Annotated in this window: 17 protein-coding genes; 8 read left to right on the top strand and 9 right to left on the bottom strand. The window is 72.5% G+C overall.

Annotation, left to right across the window (positions count from 1 at the left end; genetic code table 11):
- Positions 1-50: 50 nt before the first annotated feature.
- The gene (locus ACZ6BG_RS27995) at positions 51-1,175 is read left to right on the top strand and encodes an AI-2E family transporter (protein ID WP_469006433.1); all 1,125 of its coding nucleotides are present in this window, start codon (positions 51-53) and stop codon (positions 1,173-1,175) included.
- Here the strand turns inward: ACZ6BG_RS27995 and ACZ6BG_RS27990 are convergent.
- On the bottom strand, positions 1,079-3,454 hold the full coding sequence (locus ACZ6BG_RS27990; RefSeq protein ID WP_469006431.1) for an ATP-binding SpoIIE family protein phosphatase: 2,376 nt from the start codon (positions 3,452-3,454) through the stop codon (positions 1,079-1,081). The genes ACZ6BG_RS27995 and ACZ6BG_RS27990 overlap by 97 nt on opposite strands.
- Before the next feature lie 213 nt (positions 3,455-3,667).
- Between ACZ6BG_RS27990 and aspS the strand changes: the two genes are divergently transcribed.
- Positions 3,668-5,470, top strand: coding sequence for an aspartate--tRNA ligase (gene aspS / locus ACZ6BG_RS27985; protein ID WP_469006429.1), 1,803 nt, complete (start codon positions 3,668-3,670; stop codon positions 5,468-5,470).
- Positions 5,471-5,575: 105 nt separating this feature from the next.
- On the opposite strand, the gene ACZ6BG_RS27980 is transcribed toward aspS, so the two are convergent.
- A complete protein-coding gene (locus ACZ6BG_RS27980) occupies positions 5,576-5,752 on the bottom strand; it encodes a VOC family protein (RefSeq protein WP_469006426.1) in 177 nt (58 codons plus the stop codon).
- A 401-nt stretch (positions 5,753-6,153) separates the two neighbouring features.
- Between ACZ6BG_RS27980 and ACZ6BG_RS27975 the strand changes: the two genes are divergently transcribed.
- Genes ACZ6BG_RS27975 through ACZ6BG_RS27965 form a run of 3 tightly spaced genes read left to right on the top strand, consistent with a single transcriptional unit; the run spans position 6,154 to position 8,404 of the window.
- Positions 6,154-6,837, top strand: a complete 684-nt coding sequence (locus tag ACZ6BG_RS27975) for a TetR/AcrR family transcriptional regulator (RefSeq protein ID WP_469006423.1) — start codon at positions 6,154-6,156, stop codon at positions 6,835-6,837.
- The gene (locus tag ACZ6BG_RS27970) at positions 6,834-8,066 is read left to right on the top strand and encodes a winged helix DNA-binding domain-containing protein (RefSeq protein WP_469006422.1); all 1,233 of its coding nucleotides are present in this window, start codon (positions 6,834-6,836) and stop codon (positions 8,064-8,066) included. Before ACZ6BG_RS27975 ends, ACZ6BG_RS27970 begins: the two co-directional genes overlap by 4 nt.
- Positions 8,066-8,404, top strand: coding sequence for a hypothetical protein (locus ACZ6BG_RS27965; protein WP_469006421.1), 339 nt, complete (start codon positions 8,066-8,068; stop codon positions 8,402-8,404). The genes ACZ6BG_RS27970 and ACZ6BG_RS27965 overlap by 1 nt, the downstream gene beginning before the upstream one ends.
- Positions 8,405-8,414: 10 nt before the next feature.
- On the opposite strand, the gene ACZ6BG_RS27960 is transcribed toward ACZ6BG_RS27965, so the two are convergent.
- The gene (locus ACZ6BG_RS27960; protein WP_468454113.1) at positions 8,415-8,627 is read right to left on the bottom strand and encodes a hypothetical protein; all 213 of its coding nucleotides are present in this window, start codon (positions 8,625-8,627) and stop codon (positions 8,415-8,417) included.
- Positions 8,628-8,871: 244 nt separating this feature from the next.
- On the opposite strand from ACZ6BG_RS27960, the gene ACZ6BG_RS27955 reads away from it, so the two are divergent.
- The gene (locus ACZ6BG_RS27955; RefSeq protein ID WP_469006418.1) at positions 8,872-9,204 is read left to right on the top strand and encodes a hypothetical protein; all 333 of its coding nucleotides are present in this window, start codon (positions 8,872-8,874) and stop codon (positions 9,202-9,204) included.
- On the opposite strand, the gene ACZ6BG_RS27950 is transcribed toward ACZ6BG_RS27955, so the two are convergent.
- Positions 9,147-9,653 (bottom strand): ATP-binding protein, encoded by a 507-nt coding sequence (locus tag ACZ6BG_RS27950; RefSeq protein ID WP_469006415.1) that lies wholly within the window; start codon positions 9,651-9,653, stop codon positions 9,147-9,149. The two genes, ACZ6BG_RS27955 and ACZ6BG_RS27950, sit on opposite strands and share 58 nt — an antisense overlap.
- Before the next feature lie 269 nt (positions 9,654-9,922).
- Between ACZ6BG_RS27950 and ACZ6BG_RS27945 the strand changes: the two genes are divergently transcribed.
- Positions 9,923-10,774, top strand: coding sequence for a helix-turn-helix domain-containing protein (locus tag ACZ6BG_RS27945; RefSeq protein ID WP_469006412.1), 852 nt, complete (start codon positions 9,923-9,925; stop codon positions 10,772-10,774).
- Here the strand turns inward: ACZ6BG_RS27945 and ACZ6BG_RS27940 are convergent.
- Positions 10,746-10,964 (bottom strand): hypothetical protein, encoded by a 219-nt coding sequence (locus tag ACZ6BG_RS27940; RefSeq protein ID WP_469006410.1) that lies wholly within the window; start codon positions 10,962-10,964, stop codon positions 10,746-10,748. The genes ACZ6BG_RS27945 and ACZ6BG_RS27940 overlap by 29 nt on opposite strands.
- A gap of 109 nt (positions 10,965-11,073) precedes the next feature.
- Positions 11,074-11,943 (bottom strand): NAD(P)-dependent oxidoreductase, encoded by an 870-nt coding sequence (locus ACZ6BG_RS27935; protein ID WP_469006408.1) that lies wholly within the window; start codon positions 11,941-11,943, stop codon positions 11,074-11,076.
- Positions 11,944-12,060: 117 nt separating this feature from the next.
- Between ACZ6BG_RS27935 and ACZ6BG_RS27930 the strand changes: the two genes are divergently transcribed.
- On the top strand, positions 12,061-12,645 hold the full coding sequence (locus ACZ6BG_RS27930) for a TetR/AcrR family transcriptional regulator (RefSeq protein WP_469006406.1): 585 nt from the start codon (positions 12,061-12,063) through the stop codon (positions 12,643-12,645).
- 180 nt (positions 12,646-12,825) lie between these two features.
- Here ACZ6BG_RS27930 and metG read toward each other — a convergent pair whose 3' ends face one another.
- The 3 genes from metG to ACZ6BG_RS27915 all read right to left on the bottom strand — a co-directional run bounded on the left by metG (position 12,826) and on the right by ACZ6BG_RS27915 (position 16,616).
- Complete coding sequence (gene metG / locus ACZ6BG_RS27925) at positions 12,826-14,454, bottom strand: methionine--tRNA ligase (protein WP_469006404.1); 1,629 nt, start codon at positions 14,452-14,454, stop codon at positions 12,826-12,828.
- Between the two features lie 33 nt (positions 14,455-14,487).
- Complete coding sequence (locus tag ACZ6BG_RS27920) at positions 14,488-14,634, bottom strand: hypothetical protein (RefSeq protein ID WP_469006401.1); 147 nt, start codon at positions 14,632-14,634, stop codon at positions 14,488-14,490.
- Positions 14,635-15,224: 590 nt separating this feature from the next.
- The gene (locus ACZ6BG_RS27915) at positions 15,225-16,616 is read right to left on the bottom strand and encodes a VWA domain-containing protein (RefSeq protein WP_469006397.1); all 1,392 of its coding nucleotides are present in this window, start codon (positions 16,614-16,616) and stop codon (positions 15,225-15,227) included.
- Between the last annotated feature and the right edge of the window lie 71 nt (positions 16,617-16,687).

The following is a 16,687-nucleotide window of genomic DNA, read 5'->3' as shown; positions in this document are numbered from 1 at the left end:
CCGTCCGTACGGCCTACGCCCCGCTGCGTAGGCCGTACCGCCGTGTTCGGGTGGACCCCGTGCACACCCTTCTGCCCGAGGCCGTGCGGCGCGTGGCCGCCTGGTGCGTGGTCACGCTGCTCGTCGCCGGCGTGGCCGGGGTCGGCGTGTGGCTGTGCACGGTGTTCAAGACGGCCGTCACGCCCGTGCTGCTCGCGCTCCTGGGCACGGCCCTGCTCGGGCCGCTGTACCGGCGGCTCGTCCGGATGCGGGTGCGGCGCTCGCTCGCCGCGGGCCTGACCTGCGCCGCCGTGCTCGCGGTCGTCGGCGGCGCGACGTACATCGTGGTCAAGGCGCTCATCGACACCGGCGACCAGATCATCTCGTCCCTGAAGGAAGCCGCCGCCGACCTGTCGAAGCACTTCGGCGCGGCGGGCACCTCCCTCGACGACCTCGCGTCCAACGCCAAGGACCTGCTCGGGAAGTTCGGCGGCACCGCCGCCTCCGGGGTGGTGAGCGGCATCAGCGTGGTCGGCGAGATGATCGCGACCGCCGTGCTCGCGCTGCTGCTCGTGTTCTTCTTCCTGCGCGACTCGCACAAGACCGCGGGCGCGCTGCGCTCCCTGGTGCCCGCGTCCTCCGCCGACACCGTCGAGGCCATGGCGCGCCGCGCCTTCACGGCCGTCGAGGGCTTCATGCGCGGGACGACGTTCATCGCGCTCATCGACGCCGTGTGCATCACCGTCGGCCTGCTGATCCTGCGCGTGCCGGGCGCCGCCGGGCTCGGCGCCCTGGTGTTCGTCGGCGCGTACATCCCGTACCTGGGGGCGTTCCTCTCGGGCGCCATCGCCGTCCTCGTCGCCCTCGCCGACCGCGGCCCGGTCATCGCGCTGTGGGCGCTCGGCGTCGTCCTCGCCGTGCAGGTCCTCGAAGGGCACGTGCTCCAGCCGATGATCCAGAGCCGGACCGTGCAGATGCATCCCGCGGTGGTGATGCTGGCGATCACCGCGGGGGCGTCCGTCGCCGGGATCATCGGGATGCTGCTCGCCGTACCGCTGACGGCCGCCGCGTTCGGCGTGCTGTCCGAGCTGCGCGCCCGCTACAGCGCGGCGTCCGGGTCCGCGCCGCCGAAGGCACCGGCCGCCCCGCCCCCGGGACCCTCGCCCTCGCCCGGCGAGTCCCCCGAGCCTTCGTAGAGCTCGAACCAGATGCTCTTGCCCTCGCCCCGCGGATCCACCCCCCACTGGTCGGCGAGCAGTTCCATGAGCACGAGTCCCCGCCCGGACGAGGCGAGTTCGCCGGGGTGGCGCTTGTGCGGCAGGTCGTCGCTGCCGTCGGCGACCTCCACCCGGAGCCTGCGCGTCCGCACCTCGCCGGTGACCTCGGCGACCAGGAGCGCGTCGCCGTCGGTGTGCACGAGCACGTTGGTGATCATCTCGGAGACCAGCAGGACCGCCGAGTCGACCTGCTCGGCGTCCGACCAGTCGTGCAGCAGGTCCCGCAGGTGCTGGCGCGCGCCCGCGACGCGCTCCGGCTCGGCCTGGGCGATGGTCAGCATCGTGCGGCGGGTGTGGGCGCGCTGGTCGGGGCGGCCGGTGCGGCGGAGCAGGAGCACGGCGATGTCGTCCTCGCGGCGGTCGGCGAGGGGCCCCGTGGTGTGGTGCGAGGACGGACCGTGCACGGCCTGGACGAGGGTGTCGGCGAGCAGTTCGAGGCTGTCGTCCCCGGTCGGCGGGGCCTCGTAGGCGCCGAAGCCCTCGTGCCCCTCGGGCTCGGCGGCGCCCCCTGCGGCGGGGGCCCCGCCCGCGCCCACGTCCCCGGCTGCGCCGGCCGCGCCATCTTCGTACCGCTCAAGGATCTCGCGGATCCGCTTCCAGCCCGTCTCCAGGTCGTGGCCGCCGGTCTCGATGAGGCCGTCCGTGCAGATCAGCATGGTCTCGCCGGTGTCGAGGACGAGCCGGGTCGTCGGATAGTCGGCGTCCGGGTCGATGCCGAGGGGGAGGCCGCCCGCGATGGGCCGCTGGAGAACCGTTCCGTCACTCATGCGTATGACGGGCTCGGGATGGCCCGCGCGGGCGATCTCCAGGACCCCGGTCGCCGGATCCGCCTCCACGTACAGGCAGGTCGCGAAGCGCGGGTCGGCCGCGGCGCCCCCGTGGTCGTCGCGGGTGTCCGTCGAGCCGTAGGCGATGCCGTCCGTGATGCCGGACAGGAAGCGGGTGGCACGGGAGAGCACCGCGTCCGGGCGGTGCCCCTCGGAGGCGTACGCGCGCAGGGCGATGCGCAACTGCCCCATCAGGCCGGCCGCCCGCACGTCGTGGCCCTGGACGTCGCCGATGACGAAGGCGATGCGGCCGCTGGGCAGCGGGATCATGTCGTACCAGTCGCCGCCGACCTGAAGCCCCCCGCCCGTCGGTACGTAGCGCGCGGCGACGCTCATGCCGGGGATCTCCGGGCCGAGCACCGGCAGCATGGAGCGCTGCAGGCCCTCGGTCAGCTCCCGCTCGGACTCCGCGACCCCGGCCCGCGACAGGGCCTGCGCCAGCATGCGCGCGACCGTCGTCAGGACCGAGCGCTCGTCGGGCGTGAACGAGACGGGATAGGTGAACGCCGCCATCCACGCGCCCATCGTGCGGCCCGCGACGATCAGCGGCAGGAACGCCCACGACTGCCGCTCGAAGCGCGAGGCCAGCGGCCAGGCGGTCGGGTAGCGGCGGCGGTAGTCCGCCGGGGACGACAGATAGACGGCGCGGCCGGTGCGCAGCACCTCGGCGGCGGGGTAGTCCGTGTCCAGCGGCATCGACGCGAGCGGGTCGTCGTGGCCGTAGCCGTGGTGGCCGTGGTGGCCGACCAGGGTGAGGCGGTCGGCCTTGGCGCCGAAGACGGCGAGCCCGTCCGGCGAGAAGCCCGGCATGGACAGGCCCGCGGCGACCCGCAGGACCTCCTTGGTGGACCGTGCCTCGGCGAGCGCGCGGCCCGCGTCGAGCAGGAACGCCTCGCGGGAGCGGCGCCAGTCCCCGGTGACGGGCGAGCGGGCGGCCGAGCCGGGGGACGGCTCGGAGACCTCCTGGATGGTGCCGAGCAGTTCGTAGGTGCTGCCGCCCTCGTGGACGATCGGCTTCGTACGGCTGCGCACCGTGCGCAGGACGCGGCGGCCCTGCTCGTCCATGATCCGCAGCCGGGCCTCGGCGAGGGTGCCCTCGGCGACGGCGAGCTGCACGATGCCGTGGATCTCGTTCCAGTCGACGGGGTGGAAGCGGGAGCGCACGCCCGCCTCGGTGGTGGTCTGGGCGTGCGGCGGGAGGCCGAGCAGCCGGGCCGCCTCGGCGTCGAGGGTGACGGTCCCGGTGGCGTTGTCCCAGCGCCACAGGCCGGTGGCGATGACCGAGAGCACGGCGCTCACGGGCGGGAGGGAGTCCCGGTCGGGAGGCAGGGAGGCGTCCCCCACCTGCTCGCGGGGCTCATCGGTGCGCATTGAATCACTGTAGGAACAGTTGTGCACCGCTCGCCACCTTGTCCCCGTCCGTCCAGGGCGGGCGCCCGCCCCGGACACCGGGAGGGGCGCCCGAATACGGGGGGAAGTGATCTTCCACCGGACGGTAGCCTTGACAGCCAGCACCTTCTTTACGCCCGCCGGGGCAGGCCCCCGCCGGGCACTCCCCGATCCCGAAAGACTGGATGAACGACGATGCATCGGTACAGGTCGCACACGTGCGGTGAACTCCGGGCCTCTGACGTCGGCACCGACGTCCGGCTGAGCGGATGGCTGCACAATCGGCGCGACCTGGGCGGCATCCTCTTCATCGACCTCCGCGATCACTACGGCATCACGCAGCTGGTCGCCCGCCCCGGCACCGCCGCCGCCGAGACCCTCGACAAGCTCTCCAAGGAGACGGTCGTCCGCGTCGACGGCAAGGTCGTCTCGCGCGGCGCGGAGAACGTGAACCCGGAGCTGCCGACGGGCGAGATCGAGATCGAGGCCGTCGAGGTCGAGGTGCTCGGCGCGGCCGCCCCGCTGCCCTTCACGATCAACGCCGAGGACGGGGTCAACGAGGAGCGGCGCCTGGAGTACCGCTTCCTGGACCTGCGCCGCGAGCGCATGCACCGCAACATCATGCTGCGCAGCGCCGTGATCGCCTCGATCCGCTCCAAGATGGTGGCCCTCGGCTTCAACGAGATGGCGACGCCGATCCTCACCGCGACCTCCCCCGAGGGCGCGCGCGACTTCGTGGTCCCGTCCCGCCTGAACCCGGGCAAGTTCTACGCCCTGCCGCAGGCCCCGCAGCAGTTCAAGCAGCTCCTGATGATCTCCGGCTTCGACCGGTACTTCCAGATCGCGCCCTGCTTCCGCGACGAGGACGCCCGCGCGGACCGCTCGCCGGGCGAGTTCTACCAGCTCGACGTGGAGATGTCCTTCGTCGAGCAGGAGGACGTCTTCCAGCCGATCGAGAAGCTGATGACGGAGCTGTTCACGGAGTTCGGCAACGGCCGCGAGGTCACCTCGCCGTTCCCGCGCATCCCGTTCCGCGAGTCGATGCTGAAGTACGGCAACGACAAGCCGGACCTGCGCGCCAAGCTCGAACTCGTCGACATCACGGACGTGTTCGCCGACTCCGAGTTCAAGGCGTTCGCGGGCAAGCACGTGCGTGCCCTGCCGGTGCCGGACACCGCGTCGCAGTCCCGCAAGTTCTTCGACGGCCTCGGTGAGTACGCGGTCGAGCACGGCGCGAAGGGCCTGGCCTGGGTGCGCGTCGCCGAGGACGGCTCGCTGACGGGACCGATCGCCAAGTTCCTGACCGAGGGCGATGTCGAGGAGCTGACCAAGCGCCTCTCCCTCGCCCCCGGCCACGCCGTCTTCTTCGGCGCGGGCGAGTTCGACGAGGTCTCGAAGATCATGAGCGCGGTGCGCGTCGAGGCCGCCAAGCGTGCCGGGCACTTCGAGGAGAACGTCTTCCGGTTCTGCTGGATCGTCGACTTCCCGATGTACGAGAAGGACGAGGAGACGGGTCGCGTCGACTTCTCCCACAACCCCTTCTCCATGCCCCAGGGCGGCATGAAGGACCTGGAGGAGAAGGACCCGCTCGACATCCTCGCCTGGCAGTACGACATCGTCTGCAACGGCATCGAGCTGTCCTCCGGCGCCATCCGCAACCACGAGCCCGAGGTCATGCTGAAGGCCTTCGAGATCGCGGGCTACGAGGCGGAGACGGTCGAGCAGGAGTTCGCGGGCATGCTGCGCGCGTTCCGCCTCGGCGCCCCGCCGCACGGCGGCATCGCCCCCGGCGTCGACCGCATCGTGATGCTGCTCGCCGACGAGCCGAACATCCGCGAGACGATCGCCTTCCCGCTCAACGGCAACGCCCAGGACCTGATGATGGGCGCCCCGACGGTGCTTGAGGAGTCCCGCCTCAAGGAGCTGAACATCGCGCTCCGCAAGCCGGCGGCTCCCGCCAAGGCGGCCTCCGGCCAGGGTGAGCAGGACGCCAAGTAGTCGTCGTACGACAGTGACGGCAGAGGGGCCCGGAACCGTCACGGTTCCGGGCCCCTCTGCTTGTGGTGCCCCGCGTCAGGCACCCCTGCCGGGGGGCGGGCAGGGTCACTCGCCCTCCTGGCGCTGGTTGACGCCGATGACGTAGCCGTCGGGGTCGGTGAAGTACAGGATCCTGCGGCCCTCGACCGCGGTCTCCTTGATCACGTCGACCAGCGGCCTGATCCGCTCCACGTACCCGTCGAAGTCGGCGACGCCCAGATAGAACATGCCGAACGCGCCCACCGGGAAGTTTGTGCACCGGCAGCCACTTCCGCAGGTGCTCGGCGCGGTGGACCATCAGCGCGAACCGGCCCTCGAACAGCAGGATGCGCAGGTCGTCCTCGGGGTCGTCGTTGCCGGGCAGCGCGGTGAAGCCGAGCTTCTCGTAGAACGCGACGGTCACGTCGGTGTCCGTGACGCCGAGGCAGGGGGCGATGGCGGGGGCACTCATGGGGATCACCTCTCGGGGGTGGGGGGAGGGGGCAGTGACTAGCACATCAGCAACTAGTACACCTGTACTGTAAGGAAGATTCGACAGTGGTGCAATACGGACATCTTTCGCATCTAATTTCCGCTGGCGTCGTGCTTGGCATTACGGTACGTATGTACTGATCAAGCCGTCCCTGCATGGTGAGGAGCCTCGTATGGCCGTCGAAGGGCGTCGTCGCCGGGATCCGGCGCGGCGGGTCGAGGAGATCGTCGCCGCCACCGAGCGGGTCATCGCCGAGCGCGGCATCGAGGGGCTCACGCACCGCGCGGTCGCCGCCGAGGCGGGCGTGCCGCTGGGCGCGACGACGTACCACTTCGCCACGAAGGACGACCTGATCGCGGCCGCCCTGCGCCGCTCCGTCGACCGGTTCGGGGCGTATCTCGACGAGTGGGTCGCGCGCCGCCCCGGCCTCACCGCCGAGCAGTGCGCCGTGCTGCTCGCCGACGCCGTCCTGCCGCCCGAGGACGGGCCCGAACACGACCAGCAGGTGGTGGAGTTCGAGCTGTACGCCGCCGCCATGCGCCGCCCCGCCCTGCGGGAGATCGCCGAGCAGCACCACCGGCTCTCCGTGCGGGCCCTCGCCCACTACACCGACGCGGACACCGCCGAGGCGGCCGGCGTCGCGCTCCTGGGCGTGAGCCTGCGGGCCCTGGCCGCGCCGAAGCCGCCCAGCCGGGCGGAGGTCGAGCGGGTGCTGCGGCGCATTCTCGTGCCCAATCCGGCGCTCGGGGGTGACGCCGGTGCGTCGGGGTCGGAGGCGGAGGCCGGGCCGGAGCCGGGGTCGGGGCCGGAGGCCGGGCGTGCGGGGGCCGCGGCCGGGCCGGAGGGCGGGCGGTGATCGCCCGGCGGCGCGCCGTCACGGACGCCGAGCGGCGTGCCCGGCTCGGCGCCCGGCACCTGCTCGCGCCCGGCACCCGCTCCGACCGGATCGAGGACGTCGCCGACGCCCTGGTCGGCCTGCACGCCACCGACCCGGCGACGGTGTTCCTGTCCGCCGCCGCACGCCTTGAGCGGCCCACCGTCGCCGAGGTGGAGCGGGGGCTCTACGACGACCTCACGGTGACGCGGATGCTGTGCATGCGGCGCACCATGTTCGTCGTGCCGACCCCGCTCGCGCCGCTCGTGCACGCGTCGACCGCGCGGGCCGTCGCCGCCAGGGAACGCGCGGGCTGCCTCGCGTTCCTCGCGGGGATCGGCTGGGACGAGCGCCGGTACGCCGCCGTGGAGCGGGCCGCGCTCGCCGCGCTGGCCGCACGGGGCGCCGCGGGCGCCGCCGAACTCGCTCGTGACGTACCGGAGTTGAGTGAGAAGGCGCTGGTCAGTCCCGGCAAGTCGTACGCGTCCTGGCAGACCGCTGGCTCCCGGATCCTGCGGGTCCTCGCGGCCGAGGGGCGGATCCGGCGGGCCCGGCCGCGCGGCGCGTGGACCTCCAACCAGTTCCGGTGGACCCTTGCGCCCGAGCCCCCGGCTCCCGACCCTGACCATGCCGCCGCCCCCGACCCGGCTCATGTCCCCGCCCCCGACCTGGACCCGCCCGCCGCCAAGGCCGCCCTGGCCCGCCGCTATCTGTACGCCTTCGGCCCGGTCACCGTGGACGACCTGAAATGGTGGACCGGCTGGACGCTCACCGACGCGCGCAAGGCCCTTGCCGCGGTGGGCGCGCGGGACGTGGACCTGGACGACGGCGGCACCGGCTATCTCGCGCCCGACGACGAGGACCCCGTGCCCGCCGCCGAGCCCTGGGTCGCCCTGCTGCCCGGCCTCGACCCCACCCCGATGGGCCGCCGCCACCGCGACTTCTACCTCGACCCGGCGCACGTGCCCGCCCTCTTCGACCGCAACGGCAACATCGGCCCGACCGTGTGGGCCGACGGCCGGATCGTCGGGGCGTGGGCACAGCGCGCGACAGGGGAGGTGGCGTACCGGCTGCTCACGGACGTGGGCGCGGCGGCGCGCGAGGCGGTGGCCGGGCGGGCCCGGGAGCTGGCCGAGTGGCTCGGGCCGACGCGGGTGACTCCGGCCTACCGGACGCCGCTGGAGCGGGAGTTGGCGGGCGGGAAGGGGTGATGCGCCGGGTGCGGGCCATGGTCCGCGAGGCCGAGCCGCGCTGCAAGGGCGGCACGCCGCCGTCACCGTGCGGTACACCGCGTCGCGCATCCGGGGCGTGGGACCGGGAGCTGGGCGGCGAGCGCGTGTCCGCCCAGTGGTCCCGCCTGGAGTCCGCGCGCCGGGTGGCCGGAACCAGCGGGTGGGTGTGCCTCACCAACGCGGGCAATCCCTACGACAAGCCGGTGGCGGTGGTGCTGCTGGATCCGCGAACGCGAAGGCTGGCGTTCGTGGGTCTTGGCTGGCCGGAGGGCCGCGTACAGCCCAAGGACCGCGTCGTCCCGAGCGGGACGGACTGATTCCGGTCCGTCAGGCCGCTCGGGTGGGTGAGTTGTGCCGCGTCGACGACCTGTGACTCTCGGCTTCCGCCGTCGCCCACTCCGTCACCAAGCGTTGATACTCCCGGCGCTGCTCGGTGCTCAGCCGCCCGCCGCAGCGCAGCCACAGCGCACGGATCTCCTCGTTCACCTCGTCGGCGGTGCGTGAGGACCGCCGGCTCTCGGAAGCGGGATTCGTGGCCATACTGTGAAGCGTACGTGCGCCGGAGTGAAGGCGAAGTGAGACCGATCACGAAGTGATCAACAGCTCACTGGGAGCGTATGTATCCAGCCAGGCCCCGGGGGCCCACTCGTCGGCCACCCCTCCCGCGTCCCTCCCACACCCCTCCCGTGTCCCTCGCCCGGAACCCCCGCTTGAGACTTTCCCGGCGCCTCGACCGCCCCCATCGCGCCCTTCGCCGCCCCTCACCGGCCTCGGCCTCGGCTGTGTGCTGCCGCCGACGGCGAGTCTGGCGACGGCCGGGATGCGGGGCCATGACATCGGCGCCGCGTCGGCCGCGTACAACGCCTCGCAGCAGTTGGGGGCCGCCCTCGGCACGGCGCTGCTCAACACGATCGCGTCCGGCGCGGCCGGGACGTATCTGGCCGAGCACCGCGACGCGGCCCCGACGGAGGCCTCGGTGCACGGCTACGCCAGCGCGCTGCTCGTCGGCTTCGGAATCCTGGCGGGCGTGGCGTGGGCGCTGCTCGGGGCGCGGCGGCGTCACGCCGCCTCGGCCAGCTCGCACCAGACGAACTTGCCCTCCCCGCCCGGCAGATGAGCGCCGCCCAGGTGATACCAGCCCCAGCCGTCGGCGCAGCCCTTGACCAGGGCGAGGCCGCGGCCCGCCTCCGCCAGGACCAGGTCCCTGGCCGGGGGCGCCGGGGGCTCGGGCGGGGTGGGGTCGGCGTCCCAGACCTCGATGCGGAGGATGCCCCCGGCCCAGTGCAGGCGCAGGGCCGCCGGTCCCTTCGTGTGCGTCACGGCGTTGGCCACCAGCTCCGTCGCGACCAGTTCCGCCGAGTCGGTGAGGTGCGGGAGGCCGTGGGCGGTCAGGATCAGGCCGAGCGTATGACGACAGACGGTGACGGCTCGGAGGTCGTTGGGGATGTGGAGGGTGTACTGCCAGGGGGCTCGGGAGGGCGCCCGGGAGGGGGTGACGGCGGGCCGGGGAGAGGGGGCAGCGGGGGGTTCGTCGAAGTCGTCGCCGGGGTCGCAGCTCTCGGTCATGCGTAACTCCGTTGGGTCGATGAGGAGTTGGAGGAGATCGACTCTCTCGGGGTGGTGGCCTGCCGGTGCCCGCTGTGGCGGGGCGACGCGGTGCACTTCCGGACCCGGGGGTTGCTGTGGGTGGTCGCGGGGAGTTGCTGTGGGTGGTCGCTTCATCACCGAAGGTAGGGCAGTAATTTCTGCCACGGCAACAGGTTCGCGTAACCTGCCCCCCGAAAGAGGGGCGTCAACACGTCCTGCGGCGAACAGCGTTGAGGGGCAGGTCGCGTATGCCGCCGAGGAATCGGCCCACCGCCCGGCAGGTCCGCCTCGGTACGGAGCTGCGCAGGCTGCGGGACGCCGCCGGGATGACCGCCCGCGAGGTGGCGGAGCTGCTCGGCTCGACATCGGCCCAGATGAGTCAGATGGAGGCCGGGATCGCGGGGGTGAGCGAGGCGCGGGTGCGCAGGCTGGCCGCCCACTACGCCTGCGTCGACCCCGGCCTGGTCGAGGGCCTCGTCGGCATGGCGACGGACCGCACCCGCGGCTGGTGGGAGGAGTACCGGGGCGTCTTACCGCCCGCGTTCCTCGACCTCGCGGAGCTGGAGCACCACGCCACCTTCCTGCACGTGACCGCCACGGCCCACGTCCCCGGCATCCTCCAGACCGAGGACTACGCCCGCGCCGTCTTCTCCTACCTGGCCCCCGAACTCCCCGTCGGCGCGCTGGAGCCGAGAGTCGCCCACCGCATGGGCCGCCGCGTGGCCGTCGAACGCCCCGGCGCGGTGCCGTACGAGGCCGTCCTGCACGAGTCCGTCCTGCGCACCCGCGTCGCCGACCGGCAGGTCGCCCGCGCCCAACTGACCCGCATCCTGCGCCAGTCGGAACGCCCCAACGTCACGGTCCGCGTCATCCCCTTCGACGTCGACGGCTTCGCCGGAGCCAACGCGGCGGCGGTCTACCTCGGCGGCCCCGTCCCCCCGCTCGACACCGCCAAGCGCGACGAGCCCCACGGCGGCCCCTTCCTGGACGCGGAGCCCCAACTGGCCCTCTTCCGCACCCTCTTCCACAAGGTGAGGTCGGCGTCCCTGGATCCGGCGCGGTCGCGGGACTTCATCCATCGGCTGGCGAAGGAGCTGTGAGCAGGCGCCACCACACCTCGGGCGCCGTGAGGACGCCGACCGCGGTGGGATCCGCGTGCGGCAGCGCGGGGACGGCCGGCTGGGGCAGCGGCCCGGCGATGCTGTGCGCGTCGGGCCCGGCCGTCACGCCCCGGTCCTCGTCGAGGCCGTCCACGAGGAGGATGAGGCGTTCGTGACGGGCCGCGCGCACCTGGGCGGCCTGGCCGAGCGGGTGCGGGAGGTGGGCCTCGCGGGTGGACTCGGTCAGGTTCGGCGTCGCGGAGCTCTCGGCCCTGGGGACGACGGGCCCCGGCCTGGCGTCAGGACGGCTTTCGGATCAGGTCGACCAGCTTGCTGAAGCTGTCCGCGCCGTGGCCCGCCTCCGCGCCCTTGCGGAACGCGTCGAGGACGGCCTCCGGGAACGCCGTGTCCACGCCCGCGTCGGCGTTCGTGTGGACGACGTGTTCCATGCTCGCCATGCCCATCGAGATGCGGTCCACGTCGCCCGCGTGGTTCCCGGCGTCGATCCGGGACGCGTAGAAGTCGATGAACTGCTGCATCCCCGCGTAGTTCTCGGACGCGTACGGGGCGATCTCCGATGCGCTGATGCCGTGCGCGCCCGCGAGCGCGACCGCCTGCCAGTACGCGAGCATCGCGGGCCAGAAGATGACCATGTTCAGCTGGTACATGAGGGCGGCCCGGCCCGGGTCCTCGCCCCGGTAGTCCGTCCGGCCGGTGATGACCTCCAGGTCCGCGCGGTACTTCTCGTACGTCTCGCGCGGGCCGCTGTAGAACGTCGACATGTCCGGGCTGCCGATGCCCGGCGGCGGGGACAGCACTCCGCCGGTGAGGTGCGTGCCGCCGAGCCCCTCCACCCAGTGGGCCGCCGCGCGCGCCTTCTCCGGCACGTCCGAGCTGAGGTTCACCAGGACCCGGCCCGCGACGGCGTGCTCCGCGCCCGCGAACGCCGTGTACATCGCGTCGTAGTCGATCAGGCTGAGGATCACCAGCTCGTTGGCGGCGAGGGCTTCCTCGGTGGTCCTCGCGAGCTTCGCGCCGCGCGCCACCAGGGCGTCGGCGCGGGACGGGGTGCGGTTCCAGAGGGTGACCTCGTAGCCCCGGTCCAGATAGGCGGCGGCCATCGCCTGGCCCATGGGGCCGAGTCCGATGACGGTGACGGATTGAGGCATGGGTGTCTCCGGTGAGTAGAGGAAAGTACTAGAACGAGCGCTCTATCCAGCGCTTGGAGGAAACGTAGCACAGCTCTAGAACGAACGCTCTACTCAGAGGGTGGGTAAGGTGGCGGGATGAGTCAGTACACCGCGCCCCCCAGCACGCGTGAGCGCATCGTCACCGTCGCCGCCCGGCTCATCCAGCGTCAGGGCTACGTCGGCACCGGCATCAAGCAGATCGCCACCGAGGCGGAGGCCACGCTCGGCTCCGTCTACCACTTCTTCCCCGGCGGCAAGGCGGCCGTCGCCGTCGCCGCGATCAAGTACAGCGACGAGGAGTTCGCGGCCGTGCTGCGCGCCGCCATGGCCGCCGAGGCCGACCCCGGCGCCGCCGTCCAGGCCTGTGCCGTCGAACTCGCCGTCGGCCTGCGGGAGTCCGGCTGGACCGACGGCTGCCCCGTCACCGCCGCCGCCCTGGAGACCCTCGGCTCCGACTCCGAGATCCAGCGCGTGTGCGCACAGGCCCTGCTCGGCTGGGAGCAGATCGTCGAGCAGAAACTCCTCGACTCCGGCTTCACCCCCGAGGACGCCCGCGAAGTGGCGACGACCGTCATCAGTGCCCTGGAAGGCGCCGAGGTGACGGCCCAAGTAGCCCGCAGCGAAGAGCCCTTGCGGGCAGCCGGCCGACAGCTGGCACGGCTGGTCGCCTCGTACGCCTGAGCCGTCCCGTGCGGGTGCGTCGTGCCATCGTGCCCGCGCTCGCCGCGCCGCTCTCCACCGCCGAAACGCTGAAGCCGACCGAGCCATGACCACGACCGACCGTAGGACCCTGCCCCGGACGTGAGTGAGGGCCCCGGAACCGATCAGGTTCCGGGGCCCTCACTCACGTCCGGGAAGGACTTACGCGTCCTTCTTCGGCTCCTCGAGACGCGGGAAGAGCACCGCGCCCTTCGTCACCGTCGCGCCCGCGGGCAGCAGGCCCCACGTGCCCGCGTCCTGGACCCGCTGGTCGGCGAGGGCGCCCAGCGGGGCCTCGGCGCCGAGGGAGTCCCAGAGCTGCTGCGAGGTCTCGGGCATGACCGGGTTCAGGAGCACCGCGACCGCGCGGAGCGACTCGGCGGCCGTGTAGAGGATGGTCGCGAGGCGCGCCTTGCCCTCGGGAGAGTCGTCCTTGGCGACCTTCCACGGCTCCTGCTCCGTGATGTAGCCGTTGACCTGCTTCACGAAGTCGAAGACGGCGAGGATGCCGCCCTGGAAGTCCAGGTCGTCGCCGACCCGCCGGTCGGCCTCCGCGACCGCCTTGGCCAGGCCGTCCCGGACCGCCTGCTCGGCCTCGCCGGGCGCCTCGTCGGCGGGCAGCGCGCCGCCGAAGTACTTGCCGACCATGGCGGCGACGCGCGACGCGAGGTTGCCGTAGTCGTTGGCCAGCTCGCTGGTGTAGCGGGCGGTGAAGTCCTCCCACGAGAACGAGCCGTCCTGGCCGAAGGCGATGGCCCGCAGGAAGTACCAGCGGTAGGCGTCCACGCCGAAGTGGGACGTCAGGTCCTGCGGCTTGATGCCCGTCAGGTTCGACTTGGACATCTTCTCGCCGCCGACCATCAGCCAGCCGTTGGCGGCGACCTTCCCGGGCAGCGGCAGGCCCTGCGCCATCAGCATCGCGGGCCAGATCACCGCGTGGAAGCGGAGGATGTCCTTGCCGACGAGGTGCACGTTCGCCGGGAAGGTCGAGGCGAACTTCGCCTCGTCCGCGCCGTACCCGACGGCCGTCGCGTAGTTCAGGAGCGCGTCGACCCACACGTAGATGACGTGCTTGGCGTCCCACGGGACCGGGACGCCCCAGTCGAAGGTCGAGCGCGAGATCGACAGGTCCTGCAGGCCCTGGCGGACGAAGTTCACGACCTCGTTGCGCGCCGACTCGGGCTGGATGAAGCCCGGGTTCGCCTCGTAGTGCGCGAGCAGCCGCTCCGTGTACTCGCTCAGCTTGAAGAAGTAGTTCTCCTCGCTGAGCAGCTCCACCGGCTTCTTGTGGATCGGGCAGAGCTTCTCGCCCGCGAACTCGCCCTCGCCGTCGAGAAGCTCGCCCGGGAGCTTGTACTCCTCACAGCCGACGCAGTACGGACCCTCGTAGCCGCCCTTGTAGATCTCGCCCTTGTCGTAGAGATCCTGGACGAACTCCTGCACCCGGTCCGTGTGCCGCTTCTCCGTCGTACGGATGAAGTCGTCGTTGGCGATGTTCAGGTGCTCCCAGAGGGGCCGCCAGGCCTCCTCGACGAGCTTGTCGCACCACTCCTGCGGGGAGACCCCGTGCGTCTCGGCCGTGCGCATGATCTTCTGACCGTGCTCGTCCGTGCCGGTGAGGTACCACACCTTCTCGCCGCGCTGACGGTGCCAGCGCGTGAGCACGTCGCCTGCGACGGTCGTGTAGGCGTGGCCCAGGTGAGGAGCGTCGTTGACGTAGTAAATGGGGGTCGAGACGTAGTACGACTGCACGTCGTTCGCCCCCTGCTTCTCGGATCCAGTGGCCGCCATGGTCGAAATCCTAACGGCCCAACGAAGATCCACTCACATGGCGAAGGGGTCGCCCACCAGGACCGTGAACACCGGGTCGTCCATCAGGCCCGCGGGCATCCGGCCGAGCAGCAGCCGCTCGACGTCCGACCGGTGCCCCTGCGCGCAGGCGTGGAACGGCCCGGTCGGGCTGAGCAGCACCGCGAGGTGGGGGTCTGCGCGGTGCAGCCACCAGTTGGACAGGCCGAGCGCAGGGTCCGACCACAGGTACTCGAAGACACGTCACAGCGCGGCGAGCCGGGCGATCGCCTCGGGGCGCGCCCACCAGGACGGACACCAGAGGTGACTGCCGTCGTCCGTGCGGCCCTGGTGATCAGCGCGAGGTAGTCGGAGACGAACTTCGGCAGACTGCTGAACGCCAGCGGCGCGCGCTGCTCCTCGTCGATCAGCTGGGCCGGGTCCGTGGTCATGCGGCGGTCTCTCCTGTCCGGGGGCCGAGGGGGTGCGGGGCCGTGGTGGGGCCGCCAGGTGTCCGCGTACGTAGCGGGCCTCGTCCTCGCGGCCCGGCTGGGCGCAGACGTCGGCGAGGCAGAGCACCGCTTCCCGCAGGCCGAGCGCGTACGCCTCCTGGTCGGCGAGCCACTCGTCACCGCCGGGTCGTCCCCTGTCGCCACTGCCCGCGGTCGCCGCCCCTCGCTCCACTCGCGTGGAAGACATCAACACGACACGCAAGGCGGGAGTCGGCGCCACGAGATCCGTGGTGCGGGGTGACGTGCTTACGGGCTGTGGGGCTACGGGCGCCAGGAGGCGAGCAGCCCCTCGTACAGCTCCTTGTCGGTGAGTTCCCTCGGGTCGGGGCCCGTGAGGAAGTGTGCGGCGTTGTCCGCCTTGAGCTTGCGGAGGTAGTCGAAGGCCTTGGCGTCCTTGTCGCCGAAGGCGACGAAGGAGAAGAACAAGGGGTGGCGGGCGGCGTCGGCCAGGGCCTGGTTGGCGGGGCCCTTGGTGTCGGGGGCGCCGTCGGTCTGGAAGATCACGAGGGCGGGTTCGCCGACGTGGTCCGACTTCTCGTAGTGGGCGACGACTTCCTCGATGGCGCGGTGGTAACTGGTGCGGCCCATGCGACCCGCCGCGGCGTGCAGTTCGTCGACGCGGTTCTCGTGCCCGGCGAGAGTGAGGTCGGCGGTGCCGTCGATGTCCGTCGAGAAGAAGACGAGGTGGACGGCGGCGGCAGGGTCCGTGTGGGCGGCCAGGGCCAGGGTCTGGTCCGCGAGGTTCTGGGCGGAGCCGTCCTTGTAGTACGGCCGCATGGAGCCGGAGCGGTCCAGTACGAGGTAGACGTGGGCGCGGGTGCCTTCCAACTGACACTTGCGGAGGGCGGCGCCTGCGGCGCGGTACGCGGTGGCGAGGGTGGGGGCGGCGGCCTTCACCTTGGCCAGGGGGAGCGCGGGGGTTGCTTTGGCCGGGGTGGGGTCGGGCTGGGCCGGGGTGGGGTCGGGCTCGGCCTGGGCCGGAGTGGGCTCCGGCTGGGCCGGGGCTTCGTCCTTGGCCGGGGCGGCGGGGTCCGGCTGGGCCGGGGCGGCGTCGGCGGCGGGCGCGGCCCGAACGGTGTCCGGTGAGGCGGGGCTGGCGGCTTGCTCGGCCGGAGCTTCAGCCTGGACCGAGTCGGTGGCTTCCGGCTGCGCGGGGGTGGCGTCGGCGGCGGGCTCGACGGCGGGCCCGGCGGCGGGCTCGGCGGCGGGGTCCGGCTCGGCCGGTGCGGGCTTCGCCTGGGCCGGGATTCCGACCGGCTCGGCCGGAGATTCCGCCTGGGCCGGGGCGGAGGCTTCCGGCTGCGCCGGGATGCCGGTCGGCTCGGCTGTGGCGGCTGCGGCGGTGGGCTTGGCCTGGGCGGCGGGCTCCGTCGGGGAGTCGGCGGCCGGGGCTGCGGGTGCAGGCTCGACGGGGCCGGAGGCCTGCGTCTCGGGCTGGACGGGCGCCTTGGCTTCCGCGACTGCGGGGGCTGCCGATTCCGTCGGGGTCGCGGCGTCCGAATCCGTGGGCGCCTCGGCGTCCGCGGTGGACTCTGGGGCGGTTGCCGCGGGGGCACCCTGATGTCGGGAGTCACGGGTGGGTGGGTGGGAGTCATCCGCCGCGGAGCGGCGGGCCGGGACACGCACCGACACGTTGTCGAAAGCCTCAGCCACCAACGCCTCAGCAGCCGACGGCCTGACACTCCCCGCCCGGGGCGCACTCTCCGGCGTACCAGCGGCAGACG

The organism is Streptomyces sp. NPDC041205, assembly GCF_055591765.1.
The sequence above is the reverse complement of the archived record's forward strand: the minus strand, read 5'-3'. Positions and strand labels throughout refer to the sequence as shown.